Below are 16,352 nucleotides of genomic sequence, written 5' to 3'. Positions count from 1 at the left end.
CGCGGATGCGAGACTTCCTCCCATGCACGACGACGAGTGGTCCCGGCAGCGCGCCGAGGCGGTCCGGCTGCAGGCCGAACGCCTGCAGGCGCGCCAGGACGCCGAGCACACCCGGGCCGAGGCCCTGCTGCGCGAGTTCGTGGTCGCCGCCCGGGCCGCCGGGCTCCCGCCGGAGCCGCTGGTGGTGCAGGGGTACGGCGGCCGCGGCAGTGCGCGCACCCCGCTGCAGGGCTGGTATCTGCGCGTCGACCGCACCGCCGGCATCAGCGCCGACGGCGAGTTCTACGTGCTCACCGCGCCCATCGGCCTGCTCGACCGAGTGCGCGGGGTGCGGCCGGAGCCCCGCCGCCCGCCGTTGCTGCTGGGTGCCGGGGGCAAGGACGGCGACTCCATCTCGCTGGCCGACGCCCTGGAACGCCTCCTGCCGGGGTGGCGCACCACCTCGGCCGGCTGACCTGACCAACAGGTCCGGCCGGTCCGGCCGACTGAGCCGGCCCGAGCAGTCCACCCAGCCGTCCTCAGGCCCCGGTCAGCAGCCGCTCCCGCTGCTCGCCGAGCTCCGCGAGCCGTGCCTCCAGTGCCGCCGCACGCTCGGCCGCACCCTGGTGCACCTGACCGACGGCGCCCAGCGCCGCACGCACCCGGTCACGCGCCTCGCCGATCCGGTTCATGACCGACCAGTCGCTGAAGATGTTGTCGAACCAGACGTCGAACATGTCCTCGAGACTGTCGGAGGCGATGCCGCCGACACCCTCTTGGCCGAGGTCCCCGAGCTCGCGGGTGAGAGCGCGCAGCGCCTCATCGGCGTCCCGCATGAGCACGACGGCCTGGTCCATCTTCTCGCGCTTCATCATGTCCGAGAGGAATCCGCCACCGCCGAACGTGTCGTACGCCGCCCAGTTGCTGGCGCCGTCCAGATGGCTCACGGCACCCGTCAGCGCCTGCTCGGCCCGCTCCGCCGCACGGACGACCTCGTGCAGCTCCGCCAGCTCACCTCGCGACGTACCGACCTCCGTCGCGAGGCGGCCCAGCTCGGCCGCGCCGTCGGCACCGGCCGCGACCACCCAGGCCTCCTTGGCCGCCAGCGCCGCGGTCCGCCGGGCGGCGACGTCGCCCAGCGCGCCCAGGGCGGCACGGACCTCGGTACGCTCCCGCTCGGCGTTGCGCACCAAGGCTTGCGCGGTAGCCGCCCGGTACCCGGACGGTACGAAACCGGGCAGGGCCGGGACGGTGCTCGCGTCGGGCGGACCGGCCGTGTCGCCGGGCGGCGCTGGCGCTAGGCTCGCGCCATGCCCGTGGACGACGACGACACCCGGCCCCTGACCCGGCGCGAACGGCTCCGGCGGCAGACCGTCGACGAGATCGTCCAGGCGGCGCTGGAGCTCGTCGACACCGGTGGCGCGCACGGGCTGTCGCTCGCCTCGGTCGGCAAGGCGATGGGCATGACGCCCCCTGCGCTCTACCACTACTTCGCGTCCCGCGAGGCGTTGCTCGACGCACTGGTCCTGGCCGGCTACACCGACCTCGGCACCGCCGTCGAGTCCGCGGCCCGGCAGGCGTGGGACCGGCCGGCAACGGAACGCCTGGCCGCCATCGCCCATGCCTGGCGACGCTGGGCCCTGGACCACCCGCGCCGGTACTCGATGCTCTTCACCGGCAGCCGGCGCGAGTCGGTGGACCCGCTGGAGAGCGTCAGCACGATCAGCCAGAGCATGCTCGCCCTGGTCACAGCGATCCAGGAGGTCGCGGCCGACGCCGTCACCCCCGGGGCCGGGGCGGCCGCCACCGACCGGTCGCAGCTCGGGCACGACCTGTCCCGATGGGGCGCGTCCCTCGGTGCCCCGGCGGACGCGTCGCCGGCGTCGCTCCGGCTGGCGCTGTCCACCTGGTACCGCGTGCACGGGCTCGTGTCCCTGGAGATCGTGGGCGCGTTCGACACCATGGGGCTCGACGGCGAGCGCCTTCTGGCCGCGGAGCTGGAGGGCCTGGTCCGCGAGGCCGCCCGGGGCTGAGCCCGGCTCGGCGCGCGGCCGCCGCCGAGTCGCTGTCCGGTCCTGTACGGGCCCGCCTGAGCAGAGTGCACCTGGCCAGCGGGTGCCAGGTCTCGTCACCTGCGTTCGCCTCAGCCATGCGAAGTTCAGCCCAGCTGAACTGTTCAGCTCAGCCCGCATCACCGGGGCCGAGCTGAACGTGGTTCAGCCCACCTGGCACCTGCCGTACAGGTGCGCCTCGGCCGGCGAGACCGTGTCCCACGGTCGACGACGACACCGTGCAGTCAACCGTGGAGTCAACCGTGGAGTCAGTGTGCAGTCGCGAAGTCAGTCACGGTCGAGCAGCGCTGCCGCCACGGCGACCGAGGCGGGGGCCAGGGCGGTCGCACCGTCCTCGACGTCCCACAGCGCGTTCTGCAGCAGCCTGCCGAGCGTCCAGCCCGTCGCTCGCACGCGGTCGAGCCCGAGAACCTCGGTGAGCAGGTCGAACCGTCTCCGCACCACGCGACGTGGGTCTCCGTCCGCGACGACGACGTCGGCCCAGCGGCTGTCGAGCGCCGGCCACAGGTCGAAGCCAGGGTCGCCGGCGAGCGGCTCCGGGTCGATCGCGAGCCATGGCTCGCGCTCTCCCGCGAGCACGTTGTCGTAGTGCAGGTCCCAGTGCAGCAGCTGGTCGCCGGGCTCGGCGACCAGCTCGGCCACGACCGCCGCCCATCCCTGCAGCACCTGCCGGTCGGCAGGATCGGCCAGCGACCCGACGGCTCGCGGAACCTCTTCGAGCATTGCGGCAGCGACATCGCCGAGGCTCGTCAGCCCGGGCGGGGCCGACACGGAGACCAGCCGGGCGTGCAGCTCGGCGAGCTGTTGGATCGCCGTGTCGTCGTCCTCGAGCGAGGCGAGCGTGTGCCTGTGGTCCAGCCGTTCCAGGAGCATGGCGCTGCTGCCGGGGTCGTGGTCGAGCAGCCGCACGGCCCCGGCGCCGTTCCAGGTCCGCAGCCCGATGATCGCAGCCTCGGTCTCCGCACGGCGCAGCTGCAGCTTGAGGACCGAGCGCGTGGCGTCCGGCCCGCGCACCGGCAGCACCAGGGACGCTTCGCCTGCCGTGGCCTCACCGTCCCGTTCAAGAGCCCACCGGTCCAGCAGGTCGGCGACGAGTGCCGGCAGATCCGCGATCCATGAGCGCCCCTCCTCGCCGAAGGCCTTGGCATACGAGGAGACCAGGGAGCGCGGTATCTCGATCAGCTCCGGGTTGCTCATGACGCGAGCGTACGTGCGCGCCGGCATGCGGGTTGCCGGATCGAACAACGTCTCGTCACGGCACCAGGACCACCTTGCCGCCGGTGTGGCCGTCGTCGACCAGGCCGGCCGCCCGGGCCGCCTCCGCGAGCGGCAGCACCTTCGCGACCGGCACGGACACCTCGCCCCGCGCGACCAGGCCGATCACTGGCGCGAGGGTCTCGGTGGAGTGCTCCGACCGCTCGGAGAACTCGACACCCAGCCCCGAGGCCGCCGGGTCGGCGAGGGTCAGCACACGGTCGGTGCCGCCCCGCAGCTCGATGCTGTCCGGCAGGACGCCGCTGCCCGCGGCGTCCAGCACCGCGTCCACCGTCGGCGCGAGCGCGCGGACGCGCTCGACGAGCCCCTCGCCGTAGGTCGTGGGCGTCGCCCCGTAGGCCGCGACGCGGTCCTGGTTGGCCGGCGAGGCGGTGCCGATCACGCGCACGCCCGCCGCGACGGCGAGCTGGGTCGCGAGCCCGCCGACACCGCCGCTCGCGCCGTGCACCAGCAGGGTCTCCCCCGGCCTCGGGGCGAGGATGCGCAGCGCGCGCCGGGCCGTCTCGGCGACCACGGGCAGCGCCGCCGCCTGCGTCGGGTCCATTCCGTCGGGAACCGGTGCCCACACCGTCAGGACGGCGAGCTCCGCGGCGCCGCGAGCCGCCGGACCAGTGACCCGGTCACCCAGGGCGACCCCGGCGACGTCGGGCCCCACCTGGTCCACGACACCCGCTACCTCCAGGCCGGGGACCGCTGGGAGCGGCGTACGGAACGCGGCCTCCATGGCCCCCGACCGGACCTTCCCGTCGAAGGCGTTGAGGCCCACGGCCTCGACCCGGACCCGCACCTGACCGGGTCCGGCCGCCGGCTCCGGCACCTCCCCCAGGTGCAGGACCTCCGGGCCACCGAACTCGTCAAAGACCACTGCTCGCATCGTGCACCCCTTCAGTTCATTCACGTTTGCTGTTCGAGACAGGTAACTGCGTCCTACCATGGAGCGCATGGCACCTGCCTCGGACAGTGAAGTCAACCCGGACGTCACCGGGCCGCTCAGTCTCGCCATCTTCTCGCTCGCGCGGGCGCACCGGGCGCTCGCCGCGGACCTGCTGCGCCCCCTCGGCCTCCGTCCCGGCCAGGAGCTGCTGCTCATGTTCCTGTGGGAGCACGGGCCGCAGCGACAGACCGACCTCGCCCAGCACGTCGCCACGGACTCGGCGTCGATGACCCGGACCGTCCAGCGGCTCGAGCGGTCCGGTTTCGTCCGCCGCCGGCCGAGTGCCGACGACCGGCGCGTCACCCTGGTGGAGCCCACGCCCGCGAGCCTGGCACTCCGGCCGCGGGTCAGCGAGGTCTGGGCCCAGCTCGAACGGGCGACGGCGGGCGACCTCAGCCCCGCCCTGTGTGAGGAGGCGACCACCCTGCTGCGCACCCTGGAGCAGAACGTGGGCGACACCGCCGTGCCCGCTACGGCGCCGCCGTCCCGGAAGGGGGCGCCGATGCCCACGCCTCGGAGACGGGAGCCATCAGCTCCGGGTCGGAGGCCGGCTCGGGCCTCGGCGAGCCCTCGGCGGCCGGACCCGGGACGGTGAGCGTCGCGATCGCGGTGGTGACCGGGATGGCGAGCACGAGCCCGATCGAGCCCACCAGCGTGCGGACCACCTCCTCGGCGATCTCGCCCGAGGTCAGCGCGGTGGCCGGCGACTGGTCCACGAGCCAGACCATCATCAGCAGCGGCAGTGAGGCGCCCACGTAGGCGAAGGCGATCGTGTACACGGTCGAGGCGATGTGGTCGCGCCCGATCCGCATGGCGCGCGCGAACAGCTCGGCGCGCGACGCCATCGGCGCGACGCCGCGCAGCTCCCACACGGCCGACGCCTGGGTGATCGTCACGTCGTTCAGCACGCCCATCCCGGCCAGCACGATGCCGCACAGCGCGATCCCGCGCAGGTCCGCCCCCGGCGCGCTGGACGGCAGGAACGCCGACATCTCGTCGTTCGTACCCGTGATCTGCGCGGCCCCGGAGGCCCAGGCGGCGAGCAGGGCGGTCAGACCGAGGCCGACCAGCGTGCCCAGCAGCGCCGTCGACGTGCGGGCCGACAACCCGTGCGCCAGGTACAGCGTCACGAACATCACCAGGGACGACGTCACCAGCGCCACCCCGATGGCGGACTGTCCCGCGAGCAGCGCGGGCATGGTGAAGCCCAGGAGCACCACGAACGCGAGCCCGAGCCCGGCCATCGCGGCCAGGCCGCGCCAGCGCGCGACGAGCAGCACGACGAGGGCGTAGACGACCGCCAGCAGCGCGATCGGCAGCTCACGCTGGAAGTCCATGAACACCAGCGGGTCGACGCCGGGCTGCGACACCCCGGAGATGTCGACGGCGGTGATCCGGTCGCCGTCGGCCAGCGGGACCGACGGGCCGGGCGACTGCATCCGGGACGCCTCGCCGCTCGGGAGCTCGACGGGGATGCTGCCGGTGTCCGGGTCGGCCGGCCCGGTGACCGTGACGTCGACGAACGACGTGCCCTCGGCTCTGGCCGGCACCCGGTCGGGCACGTCGCCCGCGCTCGGCCAGAGGAGCCACAACCCGGCCAGCGTCAGCAGCAGGGCGGAGACCAGGATCACGACCAGCAGAAACGTCGTACGCGGCTCGGCCGGGCCGGCTGAGCCGTGCGAGTGAGCGTGCGCCATGCGCACATCCTGACCCACGGGTGCGCCGGGGGCGCGGCGAGCGGAAAGGTGCCCGAAAAGCCGTCTTACGACGTGCCGGCCGGACCCCGGAGGCAGCCGGCCACGCCGGACGGCGCGCCCGTCAGCGCTCCGGCGGCCCCATCGGGAGCCGGGGCGGCACCCACCGCCAGGTCGGGTTGCCGTCCGGCTCGAGACCCTTGCGCCACAGTGCTGCCGGCATGAGCCGGACCAGTGTCGCCAGGGCCGGGGATCCGAGACGGGAGCTGGTCATGGCGCCGTCGATCCTGGCCCCGCGGGCGGTGGCACGGTCGCGCGGACGCCGTTCCGCGTCGTAGCGCGCCAGTGCGTGCTCGACGCCGGGCTCGGCGCTCAGGGCGTGCGCGAGGACCACCGCGTCCTCGAGGGTGTGCCCCGCTCCCTGGCCCCGGTCCGGGCTCATGGCGTGCGCGGCGTCACCGAGCAGCGCGACCCGACCGCGCACGTAGCTCGCCGGCGGCGGCAGCTCCCGGATGTCGGTGCGGATCACCGCCCGGTCCGGGGTCGCGCGGACCAGCTGCGGTACGGGATCGTGCCAGCCACCGACCCGGTCCAGCGCGGCCGCCCTCTCGTCGTCGTACCGCACCCCGGACACGCGCTCGCGCGTGAGCAGGGCCCAGTACGCGCGACCGCGCGACACCGGGTGGATCAGGAACAGGCCGTCCCGGCCCATGGTGACGCTGCCGCTCAGGTCGCCGGGCAGTCCTGCGACGTCGGCGACGCCGAGCCAGGCCGTCCGACCGAGATGGCGGGGCGCCCGCGCCTCGGGCCAGATGCGGGCCCGGACCGCGCTGCGGATGCCGTCGGCGCCGATCACCAGGTCGCCCCGGTAGTCGCTGCCGCCCGCGGTGACGGTCACGCCGTCGCCGGCCTGCCGCACGTCGGTGACCTCGGCGGCGGTGTGCAGCCAGCCGGCCGGGACGGCGTCGAGCAGTACGCCGTGCAGGTCGGCACGGTGGAACGCGAGCAGCGGCGTCGGGTCGCCGGGCAGAGCGCGCTGGAGGTAACGGCCGTCGGGTGTGCGGAGGTTGCCCGCCGAGTACGTCGGTACGCCGACGGCGCGCGCCTCGGCCTCCACGCCGAGCTCTGCCAGGGCGCGCAGGGCATTGGGCGCCTGCGACATCCCCGCGCCGACCTCGCCCAGCTCGGGCGCGCGCTCCAGCACCGTGGCGCGCCACCCGATCCGGCGCAGGGCGAGCACGGTCGCCAGACCGCCGATACCACCGCCGACCACTATCGCGTGCCCGCTCATCGCGGCTTCTCCTCGCCTTGGTGCGCGTCCGTGGTGGCCGCACCCGCGTCCATGTTCACGTCCGAGCCCGTGGCCGTGGCAGGCGGCGGGCCGTCGGCGAGCGCCGCGGCCATCCACTCGAAAGTCCGGTGCGCCTGCCGGACCCGACCGGAGCCCTCGGGACCGGTCAGGGCCATCCCGTCCCGACTGAGCTCGAGGAACGACGCGATGCCCTCGATCTGGCGGCGCACCACGACCGCCCACGCGTCGTCGGCCATGCGGTAGTAGGTGGTGCGGTTGCCGGGCCTGGTCCGCGAGTCCAGGAAGCCCATGGCGGTCAGGAGCCGGAGGTTCGAGGTGAGGGACGCGCGGCTGGCGCCGATCGCGTCGCTGATCTGTGCGGCCGACTGCTCGGGCGGGTCGCACACCATCAGCCAGCCGAGCACCCGCCCGGCGATCGGCGGGACACCGTCGCGGGCCAGGTACATCGAGACGCGTTCGACCCATTCGAGGACGGGGCCCGTGGTGCTCATGGGAACTCCAATGTCAGTTGTTTCACTATCAACTGAAATTGGTGCCACGTCAAGGTCACGCCCGCCGCGCACGCCGGGCACGCCGGGCAGGTCACTGCCAGAAGGTGACCGCGGCGAACGTGAGCGCCGCCACCGCAACGGCGACGCCGACCATGAGCAGCGGTCCTGCCCAGGACGACGCGCGCCGGCCCTCGCGCCGCGTCGGCCCGGCGGCGTTCGAGGACCGGGGCAGCACGGAGACCGGCTGGGCACCGTCGAAGGCCGCGTCAAGCTTCTTCGTCGGCGCCGGCTCGGCGTCCGCACCGGCCGGCAGCGGCGCCGTCGGCTCCGCGGGCAGGGCGGGCGCCAGGGGGGCGGACCTGCCCCGGCCGAGCACCGCCCACTGCCTGAACTCGTCCGCCAGGCCGGCGGGCACGTCCCAGGACGCGGTGCCTCCAGCAGCCAGCCGCCGGCCCACCGCCGCCAGGGTGGGCCGCTCTCCCGCGCCGGCCCGGACGCACGCGGCGACCAGGCTCCGGAGGTCGTCGGGCACTCCCGCGAGGTCGGGGTCGTCGTCCCGCATCCGGCCGACCAGCTCCGCGGACGCTCCGGTGCCGAACGGGCCGTGGCCCGTCGCGGCGTACGTCACGACCGCACCGAGGCCGAAGACGTCCGCCGGCGAACCGGGCTCGTAGCCGTCCGCCACCTCCGGCGGCAGGTACGCGACCGCGTCCGGCACGAGGCGCGGCAGCGTCACGGTGGCCACCTCGAGCGCACGCGCCTGTCCGACCCCGGTCACGCGCGGGCCGTCCGGCGTCAGGATCACCGCCGAGGGGTCGAGGGCGCGATGCACCTCACCTGCCGCATGGATGGCGCCCAGCGCCTGCGCGAGCCCTGCGGCCAGGCTCCGGACGGCGACGGGGGGAAGCGGCCCGTACGCCTCGACGGCGTCGCGCAGCGACGGGCCGGGCAGGAACTCACCGGCGAGCCACGGCGTGCGCGACCGCAGGTCCGCGTCGCGGACCCGCTGCACGCCTGCCGCCCGGAGCCGCCGGGCGGCATCGACGCCCTCGGACAGCAGGGCCAGGACCTTCGGGTCCCACGCGAGCTGCGGGTTCACCACCGTCACCTCGGCGAACAGGCCGTCCGGCGACCGGCCGAGACAGACGGTGCCCAGGCGGCCGGTCCGCAACCGGCCACGCAGGTGGTAGCGGCCCGCCTCGCGGGGATCGCCGTCGGTCAGCGGTTCCAGCTCCATGCCCTGTGTCCTCTCCATCGCTCAGAACAGCCCGTCCAGGGCCGTCGCCATGTCGACCGGCACCGCGCACGTCGAGGTGTAGGAGTCGGTCCCCTCCGCGGCGAGCTCGCCATCGAGGGAGATCCGGCAGGTGATGTTCTCCACGGAGCCCTGCGCCGTCACGGCCAGGGAGAGCAGCTCTGCCTCGACGGGGATGGTGCCGGTCCACGGCGTGCGCACGGTGAACCCGTCACCGTTGCCGACCTGCCCCTCCTGGGTACCGCCGTCGGTGGTGGTCCTCGCCTGGCCGCGGTAGTCGACGGTCACCACCTCGCCCTCCTCCGGCGTCACGATCTCGACCCGCACGGTGTGCGGCGCGTCCACCGGGGCGTCCCCCAGCGGCTCGCCGGCCAGGCTGTACGCGCCGCTGGCGACGGCGTCGACGGGTTCCTGCTCGGCTCCCAGCACCCGCACCAGCCAGACGGTCGCCACGGTCACGACGGCCACGCCGACGCCCACGGCCCACCACACCAGTGGACGACGACGCCACGCGCGCGCGGGCTGGCGCTTCACGCCGGGGTCCCACCCGATCTCCGCGTTCCTGGCGCCGCCAGGACCAGCGCCGTCAGGACCAGCACCGTCAGGACCAGCACCGTCAGGACCAGCACCGTCAGGACCAGCACCGTCAGGATCGGGCCGAACGATCTCCGTCACCGCGGGGAGTTCCCGCGCCTGGAGGTCCCTGAGCTCCTCCGCGCGCTCCGCGATCATGCGGCCGACGCCGTCGGGCAGCCGCCAGCGCGCCACCTCGCCCGGCCCTGGACGCAGCTCGTCGAGCACGTGCGCCAGCGTGGGCCGCGCGGCGGCCTCCTTGTCGAGACAGTCGCCGACCGGACCGCGCAGCTCCTCCGGCACGTCGGCCAGGTCCACCTCCCCGTGCACGACGCGGTAGACGATCGCCTCGGTCGGCCCGCTGCCGAACGGCGAGCGCCCGGTGGCTGCGAAGTACAGGACGCAGCCCAGGGCGAAAACGTCCGACGGCGGCCCGGCCTCCTCGCCACGCACCTGCTCCGGTGACATGTAGGCGGCGGTCCCGAGCCTGTCGCCCGACGTCGTGACCGACGTCGCGTCCATCGCGCGCGCGATACCGAAGTCGATGACGCGCGGACCGTCGACGGTCAGCAGCACGTTCGCCGGCTTGAGGTCGCGGTGCACCAGGCCGGCGGTATGGATCGCCTCCAGGCCGCCGACGAGCCCCGCGCCGAGCGCCCGGACCGCCTCCGCCCCCAGCACCCCGTTGCGCGAGACGGCCTCGTGCAACGACGGGCCGGGCACGTACGCCGTGGCCATCCATGGCGCGCCGGCGTAGGCGTCGGCGTCGACGACCTCGGCCGTGTGATAGCCGCCCACCCGGCGGGCTGCTTCCACCTCCCGGGCGAACCGGACCCGGAACTCGTGGCCGCCGGCCAGGCCGGGGTGGATCACCTTGACCGCCACGACACGTCCGCCGCGGGACCGTCCGACGAACACCTGGCCCATGCCGCCGGCGGCCAGCCGTCCCAGCAGCCGGTAGGGGCCGGACTCGGCGGGGTCGCCGGTCCGCAGCGGCTCGATCACAGGCGCGCTCCAGGGCGGCGCATCAGCTGTCGCCGCCGTCCGGCGCGGCCTTGTCCAGCATGTTCTGCAGCCACTCCTCGTACTCGGGCGAGCCAGGTTCGCCCACCTGCTCCTCCCAGTCCTTCTGCCACTCCTCCTGGCTCTTGGCGGCCGCCTCCTCGCTCTTCCTCCGCATCTCGTCCATCTGCTTCTGGAGCTCCTCGGGCAGCAGCATGCAGCCGACGTTGACCTGGCCGGCTTCCTCGACGACGACCTTGCCGTCGATCAGGATCCGGCACGAGACCGCGATGTCGACGTCGCCGACGATCATCGCGGTCCGGTCGCGCCAGCCGGCCTCGGCCGACAGGCTGATGTCCGCCCCCTCCACGGTGCCCTGAGCCGTGATCGTCGTGGTCCACGGCAGGTCGATCTCCGTGTACATCTTCGCGGGGTCCATCTCGAGCCGGTCCTCCTGGCTGCGGAACGAGTCGCCGACGCCGAGCGGCCCCAGGCTCCCGTCGTACCGCACGCCGACGGCGGTCGAGCCGGCGTCCTTACCGGTGGCGGTGACCTCCAGCGTGACCTCGTGCGTCTCGTCCGGCACCGCAAACATGTTCTCGGCGCCCGAGCCGGCCGTCGGCCCAGGGCTCGCGCCCGCCGCCTCGGCGCCCTCCTCCGGCGAGAGGACACCCGCCACCGCCAAGGCGGCGACGACCCCGGCCGCCACCCCGGCGACGCCGACACCGAGCCAGCGGGTCCGCCGGGACCGCCACCAGACGGGCGAGGGCTCGTCACGCGCAGGATCGCCGGCTGAGCTGCCGGCCGGGTAGCCGGGCACGCCACCGGCCACCTTCCTCGTACCCGGGTCCGTGACCCGCTCGGTGGCGTCCGGGTCGTGCCGGGATACCGGGACGACGCCGGCCTCGGACCCGCCCACCTCGGCGCTGCGGTCCGCGATCATCGCCACGACCCCGACGGGCAGCTCCCAGCCGCCCCTGGTGGTGGCGGCGAGCCGGTCCACCACGTCCGACGGCGCAGGGCGCTCCCCCGGCTCCTTGGCGAGGCAGGACCTGACGAGCTCCAGGAGGCCCGCCGGGACACCCTGCAGGTCCGGCTCGTCCTCGACGACCCGCCGCGCGACCACCTCGGGCGCGCCGCTGCCGAACGGGCTCCGGCCCGTGCACGCGAAGACCAGCACCGACCCGAGTGAGAAGACGTCGGAGGCGGCGGTGACGTCCTGGCCACGCACCTGCTCGGGAGACATGTAGGGCGCCGTGCCGATCGCCCCGCCGCGGGTCAGCGACGTCGCGTCCCGCTCGAGCGCGATGCCGAAGTCGACCACGCGGGGCCCGTCGTCGGCCAGGAGGATGTTGGACGGCTTCAGGTCGCGGTGCACCAGGTCCTGCACGTGGATCGCGGCGAGCCCCTCGGCGAGGGTCGCGCCCAGCCTTCGGACCACGGATGCCGGGAGCGCGCCCTCCTGTCCCACGGCCTCCTGCAGGGAGGGGCCGGCCACGTAGGCGGTGGCCATCCACGGTCGCTCGGCCTCGGCGTCGGCGTCGACCACCTGGGCCGCCCAGAAGCCGCCGACCCGGCGCGCCGCGGCGACCTCGCGCCGGAAGCGCGCGCGGAACTCGGTGTCGTCCGCGAGGTCGGGCCGCACCACCTTGACCGCGACCGGCCTGCCGCTGACCGCGCGCCCGAGGTAGACCGTGCCCATACCCCCGCCGCCGAGCCTCGCCTCGATCCGGTACGGACCGACCTGGCCCGGGTCCGTCTCGCTGATCGCCTCTGTCGGCACCGTCCCGACCCCCTCACCGAACGCCTCGTCCGGCGTCGTCGCCGGGTCCTGTGCGCCGATGGTAGAGGGTCTAACTCAACCGTTCAATCGGTGTGGTGGTACGACCACGGGCCGTCCAGGCAGGTCAGGAAGTCGGGAGCCGGAGGGCGTCGAAGAGCGCCGTCGCGGCGCCGTCCTCGTCGACCGTCGCCGTGACCCGCCCCGCGACGGCGCGGACCACTTCCGGTGCGTGCCCCATGGCGATGGACACCGCCGCCCACCGAAGCATTTCGAGATCGTTTTCGCCATCACCGACGGCGACCGTGCGGGTGGGCGCGACCCCCAGTTCGGCGCGGATGTTCTCGAGCGCCGTCGCCTTGGTGATCCCGGGGGCGGTGACGTCCACCCAGTCCACGCGGTCGGGGATCGCGGTGACGCCCGAGGCGCGCAGCGCCGGGGCGAGGCGCAGGGCCCACTGCCCGTACACCACCACGCGCGGCGTCGGTCGCGCCCAGACGCCCTCCAGCGCATGGAGCACCTCCTGGTGCCCGGCGAGCTGTCGCTCGGGGAACCGCCTGGTGACGCGGTACCCGGTGCCGACCACCTCGGCAGCGAGCCCCAGGTCCGGGCGCGTCCGGGCGACAAGCCGGCAGACGGGCTCCGCGTCCAGGGGCACCACGTCGACGATCGAGTACCCGTCCGCCCGCACCCGCGCGGTCACCGCGCCGTTCGCCGCGACCACCCAGCCGTCATGGATGCCGAGCTGCCGGGCCACCTGCACGGCCCCGGACAGCGACCCGCCCGTGGTGACCACCAGGTGGTGCCCGGCGGCCCGGACGGCCGCTATCGCGTCGAGCACGACCGGCGTCGGTCTGCGACCGGCGCGCACGAGCGTCCCCTCGACGTCGCAGGCGACGAGAGCGGGTGTGGACGTGGGCACGTCCGGGAGAGCTGCGGCCCCGGAGGTGGTCGCGGTCACGATATTCCCCTGGTGATAGGTGGCGGGAACATCATCGCCCATACTGGGACATTTTGGAACCAACGTCTCACCGGGTCGAGCCATCAACCCTCCCCACGCGCAGCCCCTGCCTGCCTGCCGCCGCAGGGGCCGCAGGGGCAGCAGGGGCCGTCCAGCGGGCTACAGGTTGAAGCCGCCCGAGACCTCGATGTCCTGTGCCGTGATCCAGCGCCCGCCGTCGGACAGGAGGAAGGCGATCACCGAGCCGACGTCGTCGGGCTCGCCCAACCGTCCCAGCGCGGTGCGTCCGACCATCTGCGCGGTCATCTCGGGGAACTCCTCGAACGCACCCCCGGCGAACGGCGTGCGGGTCGGGCCCGGGGACACCGAGTTCACCCGGATACCGCGACCGCCCAGCTCCTTGGCGAGGTAGCGGGTCAGCACGATGACGGCACCCTTCAGCGAACCGTACGCCGAGTACCCCTCCGACAGCCCGGACGGCAGCGCTGAGTTGCTCGACGTGTTGACGATCGCCGCGCCGTCGTCGAGCAGCGGGAGCAACGCCTGGGTCACCAGGTACGGCCCCTTGAAGATCACGCGGTAGAAGCGGTCGAGCTCCTCCTCCGTGGTGTCCGCGAACATGGTGCCGCCGCCGAACCCGGCGTTGTTGACCAGGCCGGTGACCTTCCGCTCCCCCCAGGTCTCGGCCAGCGCCTGCTCGACGGCGGCGCGGAACGCGGGGAAGGTCGCGCTGTCGCCGACGTCGAGCGGAAGGGCGACCGCCGTACCCCCCAGATCCTGGATCCGGGAGACGGTCTCGGCCGCGCCGTCCTTGTTCGAGTTGTAGGTGACGATGACGCCCGACCCGCCCTCCGCCGCACGAACAGCGGCTGCCTGCCCGATGCCGGAGCTGGCCCCGACGACGATGGTGATCGACATGTTGTGCCTCGTGTTCTTGTTGTCGAATAATGCTTGTGTCCGATGACCCCGAGGCGAGCGGGGTACCGCCCGCCTCATGGACAAGTCAAGGCGATGGAGGGGCACGATGGTGATAGCGTTCCTCCCGCGTTCTTGCCTGATCCTGCTCGGACGGCGATCCGGACCGACGAGAGAGGAAGGTGGACGTCGTGCACCTCGACGAGCTGCGTACCCTCATCGACGCCGCCGCCCCCACCGGTACGAGCGAACCCTTGCCTGGGGTGTTCCTCTCCCGGCAGACCCGGCCCGGCACACCCGAGGCATCCACCACGGGCACCACGTTCGCGCTCATCGCCCAGGGGGCGAAGGAGCTCCGCCTGGGCGACGAGACTCTCTCGTACGGGCCCGGGGACTACCTGGTCACCTCGATCGACCTGCCCGTCATCGGACGGTTCACCGAGGCGAGCCCGGAGGTCCCCGCCCTGGGCTTCGGTCTGACCCTCACCGCGGCAGCCATCGCCGAGCTGCTGCTGTCCACGGACGGACCACCCGGCGGCCGGAACCGGTCTCGGCACGACCCCGCACCGGCCCCTGCCCCGACCTCACGCCCCGCGCCGACCGGCTCCGCCACGCGGGCGCTCGCGACCTGCCCGGCGCCCGCCGAGCTGATCGACGCCGTCGGGCGCCTGATCCGCCTGCTGGACCGACCGCGGGACCTGCCCGTGCTCGGCCCGATGGTGCAGCGGGAGATTCTCTGGCTGCTGATCACGGGACCGCAGGGCCACATGGTTCGCCAGCTCGGCCTGGCCGACAGCAAGCTCACCCGCGTGGGCCAGGTGGTGCAGTGGATGCGGCAGCACGCCGCCGAGCCCTTCCGCGTCGAGGACCTTGCCCGGCGTTCGGGCCTGAGCGTCTCCGCCTTTCATCGGACGTTCCGCGCCGTGACCGGATCGAGTCCGCTCCAGTTCCAGAAACAGCTGCGGCTGGTGACCGCGCGACAGATCCTCTCGGCGCAGAGCTCGAGCGTCACGCAGACCGCGTTCGCCGTGGGCTACGAGAGCGCCGCGCAGTTCAACCGGGAGTACCGCCGCCTCTTCGGGGCGCCGCCCGGACGAGACCGGACAAGGCTCGCCGAAGAGGCCGCGGCCGGCTGAGGCCTGGCGACCCCGCGGCCGGTAGTGTCCTCGCGGTATGGAGCTCCCGATGGCCACTGGTCTGCTCACCGCGGCACTGACCGCGCTCGAGCTCGTCCGCACCGGGGACGCCCCGTCCGCCGAGGCGAGGTCCGGCGCGGGGATCCACCGGGTGCGCACCCCCGCCGGGGAGCTCGGATACCTCAAGGTCACCCCGGCCACGCTGGGCGAGAAGGCGGTCGCCGACGCGGAGCGCGAGCTGCGGTTCTACCGCCAGGTCGCGCCCACCGTTCCGGTGGCGACCCCTGCGCTGCTCGGCTCCCTGTCCTCGCGGGAAGGCATCGCCCTCCTGCTGTCCGACGCCGGGACGGAGCGCCCGCCATCCGCCTGGACCGGCCAGGACTGGTCCCGGCTCGGCCGCGATCTCGCGAGGATCCACGCCACACCGGTGCCGACCGGCGCGTGGGCCCGGCCGGATCCGCTGGCCGCTGCCCTCCGCGCACCGGACCTCGACCAGATCCGGGCCTTCTGGACGTCGACCCTGCCGGCCCTCGAGTCGTTGCTGGCGAACTGGGACGAGATCCTCGCCCGGCTCGGCGAGCAGCCGGAGGTCTTCGTGCACGGCGACTGCCACACGGGCAACGTCGTGCACGCCGACCGCGGGCCGGCCTTCTGCGACTGGCAGTCCGCGGGACTCGGCAGGGCTTCCGCGGATCTCGCCTTCCTCAGCGTCCGGGCCACGCCCGGCGGTGTCCGGATCCCGCCGGAGCTGGTCCGTCACTACCTCGCCCACCGGGCGGCCGACCATGACCCCGCCGCGCTCCAGATGGCGATCCTGGTGGAGGAGCTGGCCGTCTACGTCTTCGAGTGGCCACCGTTTGCCGCCTACAACGACTCGGCGGGAGCAGCCCGGGTGCGGCGGCGCGCACGAGCCCTGGCCGACCGCCTCGGTGGCGCCGGGATCGGAGCCGGACCGGGCTGAGCACGCCGGGTG

General features: G+C 74.0%; 15 protein-coding genes and 1 pseudogene. 5 read left to right on the top strand and 11 right to left on the bottom strand.

Annotation, left to right across the window (positions count from 1 at the left end; translation table 11 throughout):
• Positions 1-22 precede the first annotated feature (22 nt).
• The gene (locus LUU90_RS10950; RefSeq protein ID WP_275003454.1) at positions 23-454 is read left to right on the top strand and encodes a hypothetical protein; all 432 of its coding nucleotides are present in this window, start codon (positions 23-25) and stop codon (positions 452-454) included.
• Between the two features lie 64 nt (positions 455-518).
• Here the strand turns inward: LUU90_RS10950 and LUU90_RS10945 are convergent, their stop codons facing one another.
• Complete coding sequence (locus LUU90_RS10945) at positions 519-1,172, bottom strand: hypothetical protein (RefSeq protein ID WP_275003453.1); 654 nt, start codon at positions 1,170-1,172, stop codon at positions 519-521.
• A 117-nt stretch (positions 1,173-1,289) separates the two neighbouring features.
• Here LUU90_RS10945 and LUU90_RS10940 point away from each other — a divergent pair, with 117 nt between their 5' ends.
• Positions 1,290-2,012 carry a TetR/AcrR family transcriptional regulator gene (locus tag LUU90_RS10940; RefSeq protein ID WP_275003452.1) on the top strand — a complete coding sequence of 241 codons (723 nt, stop codon included), beginning with the start codon at positions 1,290-1,292 and terminating at the stop codon, positions 2,010-2,012.
• Between the two features lie 306 nt (positions 2,013-2,318).
• Here the strand turns inward: LUU90_RS10940 and LUU90_RS10935 are convergent, their stop codons facing one another.
• Together LUU90_RS10935 and LUU90_RS10930 are read right to left on the bottom strand one after the other, a co-directional pair.
• Positions 2,319-3,248, bottom strand: coding sequence for an aminoglycoside phosphotransferase family protein (locus tag LUU90_RS10935; RefSeq protein WP_275003451.1), 930 nt, complete (start codon positions 3,246-3,248; stop codon positions 2,319-2,321).
• Positions 3,249-3,303: 55 nt separating this feature from the next.
• Positions 3,304-4,200, bottom strand: a complete 897-nt coding sequence (locus LUU90_RS10930; protein WP_275003450.1) for an NADP-dependent oxidoreductase — start codon at positions 4,198-4,200, stop codon at positions 3,304-3,306.
• A 58-nt stretch (positions 4,201-4,258) separates the two neighbouring features.
• Here LUU90_RS10930 and LUU90_RS10925 point away from each other — a divergent pair.
• A pseudogene (locus LUU90_RS10925) lies at positions 4,259-4,573 on the top strand (MarR family winged helix-turn-helix transcriptional regulator); the annotation flags it as partial.
• A gap of 157 nt (positions 4,574-4,730) precedes the next feature.
• On the opposite strand, the gene LUU90_RS10920 reads toward LUU90_RS10925, so the two are convergent.
• The 8 genes from LUU90_RS10920 to LUU90_RS10885 form a co-directional block, all read right to left on the bottom strand.
• Positions 4,731-5,957, bottom strand: coding sequence for a YibE/F family protein (locus tag LUU90_RS10920; RefSeq protein WP_275003449.1), 1,227 nt, complete (start codon positions 5,955-5,957; stop codon positions 4,731-4,733).
• 121 nt (positions 5,958-6,078) lie between these two features.
• Positions 6,079-7,245: an FAD-dependent monooxygenase gene (locus LUU90_RS10915; protein ID WP_275003448.1), complete on the bottom strand. Its 1,167-nt coding sequence runs from the start codon at positions 7,243-7,245 to the stop codon at positions 6,079-6,081.
• The gene (locus LUU90_RS10910) at positions 7,242-7,757 is read right to left on the bottom strand and encodes a GbsR/MarR family transcriptional regulator (RefSeq protein WP_275003447.1); all 516 of its coding nucleotides are present in this window, start codon (positions 7,755-7,757) and stop codon (positions 7,242-7,244) included. The genes LUU90_RS10915 and LUU90_RS10910 overlap by 4 nt, the downstream gene beginning before the upstream one ends.
• Positions 7,758-7,848: 91 nt before the next feature.
• Positions 7,849-8,994 carry a serine/threonine protein kinase gene (locus LUU90_RS10905; RefSeq protein ID WP_275003446.1) on the bottom strand — a complete coding sequence of 382 codons (1,146 nt, stop codon included), beginning with the start codon at positions 8,992-8,994 and terminating at the stop codon, positions 7,849-7,851.
• A gap of 21 nt (positions 8,995-9,015) precedes the next feature.
• Positions 9,016-10,590, bottom strand: a complete 1,575-nt coding sequence (locus tag LUU90_RS10900; protein ID WP_275003445.1) for a serine/threonine-protein kinase — start codon at positions 10,588-10,590, stop codon at positions 9,016-9,018.
• A 22-nt stretch (positions 10,591-10,612) separates the two neighbouring features.
• Complete coding sequence (locus LUU90_RS10895) at positions 10,613-12,370, bottom strand: serine/threonine-protein kinase (protein ID WP_275003444.1); 1,758 nt, start codon at positions 12,368-12,370, stop codon at positions 10,613-10,615.
• A 124-nt stretch (positions 12,371-12,494) separates the two neighbouring features.
• Positions 12,495-13,328, bottom strand: coding sequence for an HAD family hydrolase (locus LUU90_RS10890; protein WP_275003443.1), 834 nt, complete (start codon positions 13,326-13,328; stop codon positions 12,495-12,497).
• Positions 13,329-13,487: 159 nt separating this feature from the next.
• A complete protein-coding gene (locus tag LUU90_RS10885) occupies positions 13,488-14,246 on the bottom strand; it encodes an SDR family NAD(P)-dependent oxidoreductase (RefSeq protein ID WP_275003442.1) in 759 nt (252 codons plus the stop codon).
• A gap of 188 nt (positions 14,247-14,434) precedes the next feature.
• On the opposite strand from LUU90_RS10885, the gene LUU90_RS10880 reads away from it, so the two are divergent.
• Together LUU90_RS10880 and LUU90_RS10875 are read left to right on the top strand one after the other, a co-directional pair.
• Complete coding sequence (locus LUU90_RS10880; RefSeq protein WP_275003441.1) at positions 14,435-15,379, top strand: AraC family transcriptional regulator; 945 nt, start codon at positions 14,435-14,437, stop codon at positions 15,377-15,379.
• A gap of 49 nt (positions 15,380-15,428) precedes the next feature.
• Positions 15,429-16,340: a phosphotransferase family protein gene (locus LUU90_RS10875; protein ID WP_275003440.1), complete on the top strand. Its 912-nt coding sequence runs from the start codon at positions 15,429-15,431 to the stop codon at positions 16,338-16,340.
• The last annotated feature ends 12 nt before the right edge of the window (positions 16,341-16,352 follow it).

It is taken from the genome of Promicromonospora iranensis (assembly GCF_028994775.1).
Lineage (GTDB): Bacteria > Actinomycetota > Actinomycetes > Actinomycetales > Cellulomonadaceae > Promicromonospora > Promicromonospora iranensis_A.
Note: the sequence above shows the minus strand (reverse complement) of the source record. Positions and strands in the feature narration are given on the sequence as shown.

Bases quoted from the DNA above. Each gene is read 5' to 3' on its own strand.
- LUU90_RS10915 (WP_275003448.1), bottom strand. From the start codon at position 7,245: ATGAGCGGGCACGCGATAGTGGTCGGCGGTGGTATCGGCGGTCTGGCG.
- LUU90_RS10885 (WP_275003442.1), bottom strand. From the start codon at position 14,246: ATGTCGATCACCATCGTCGTCGGGGCCAGCTCCGGCATCGGGCAGGCA.
- LUU90_RS10920 (WP_275003449.1), bottom strand. From the start codon at position 5,957: ATGGCGCACGCTCACTCGCACGGCTCAGCCGGCCCGGCCGAGCCGCGT.
- LUU90_RS10910 (WP_275003447.1), bottom strand. From the start codon at position 7,757: ATGAGCACCACGGGCCCCGTCCTCGAATGGGTCGAACGCGTCTCGATG.
- LUU90_RS10950 (WP_275003454.1), top strand. From the start codon at position 23: ATGCACGACGACGAGTGGTCCCGGCAGCGCGCCGAGGCGGTCCGGCTG.
- LUU90_RS10935 (WP_275003451.1), bottom strand. From the start codon at position 3,248: ATGAGCAACCCGGAGCTGATCGAGATACCGCGCTCCCTGGTCTCCTCG.
- LUU90_RS10905 (WP_275003446.1), bottom strand. From the start codon at position 8,994: ATGGAGCTGGAACCGCTGACCGACGGCGATCCCCGCGAGGCGGGCCGC.
- LUU90_RS10940 (WP_275003452.1), top strand. From the start codon at position 1,290: ATGCCCGTGGACGACGACGACACCCGGCCCCTGACCCGGCGCGAACGG.
- LUU90_RS10875 (WP_275003440.1), top strand. From the start codon at position 15,429: ATGGCCACTGGTCTGCTCACCGCGGCACTGACCGCGCTCGAGCTCGTC.
- LUU90_RS10930 (WP_275003450.1), bottom strand. From the start codon at position 4,200: ATGCGAGCAGTGGTCTTTGACGAGTTCGGTGGCCCGGAGGTCCTGCAC.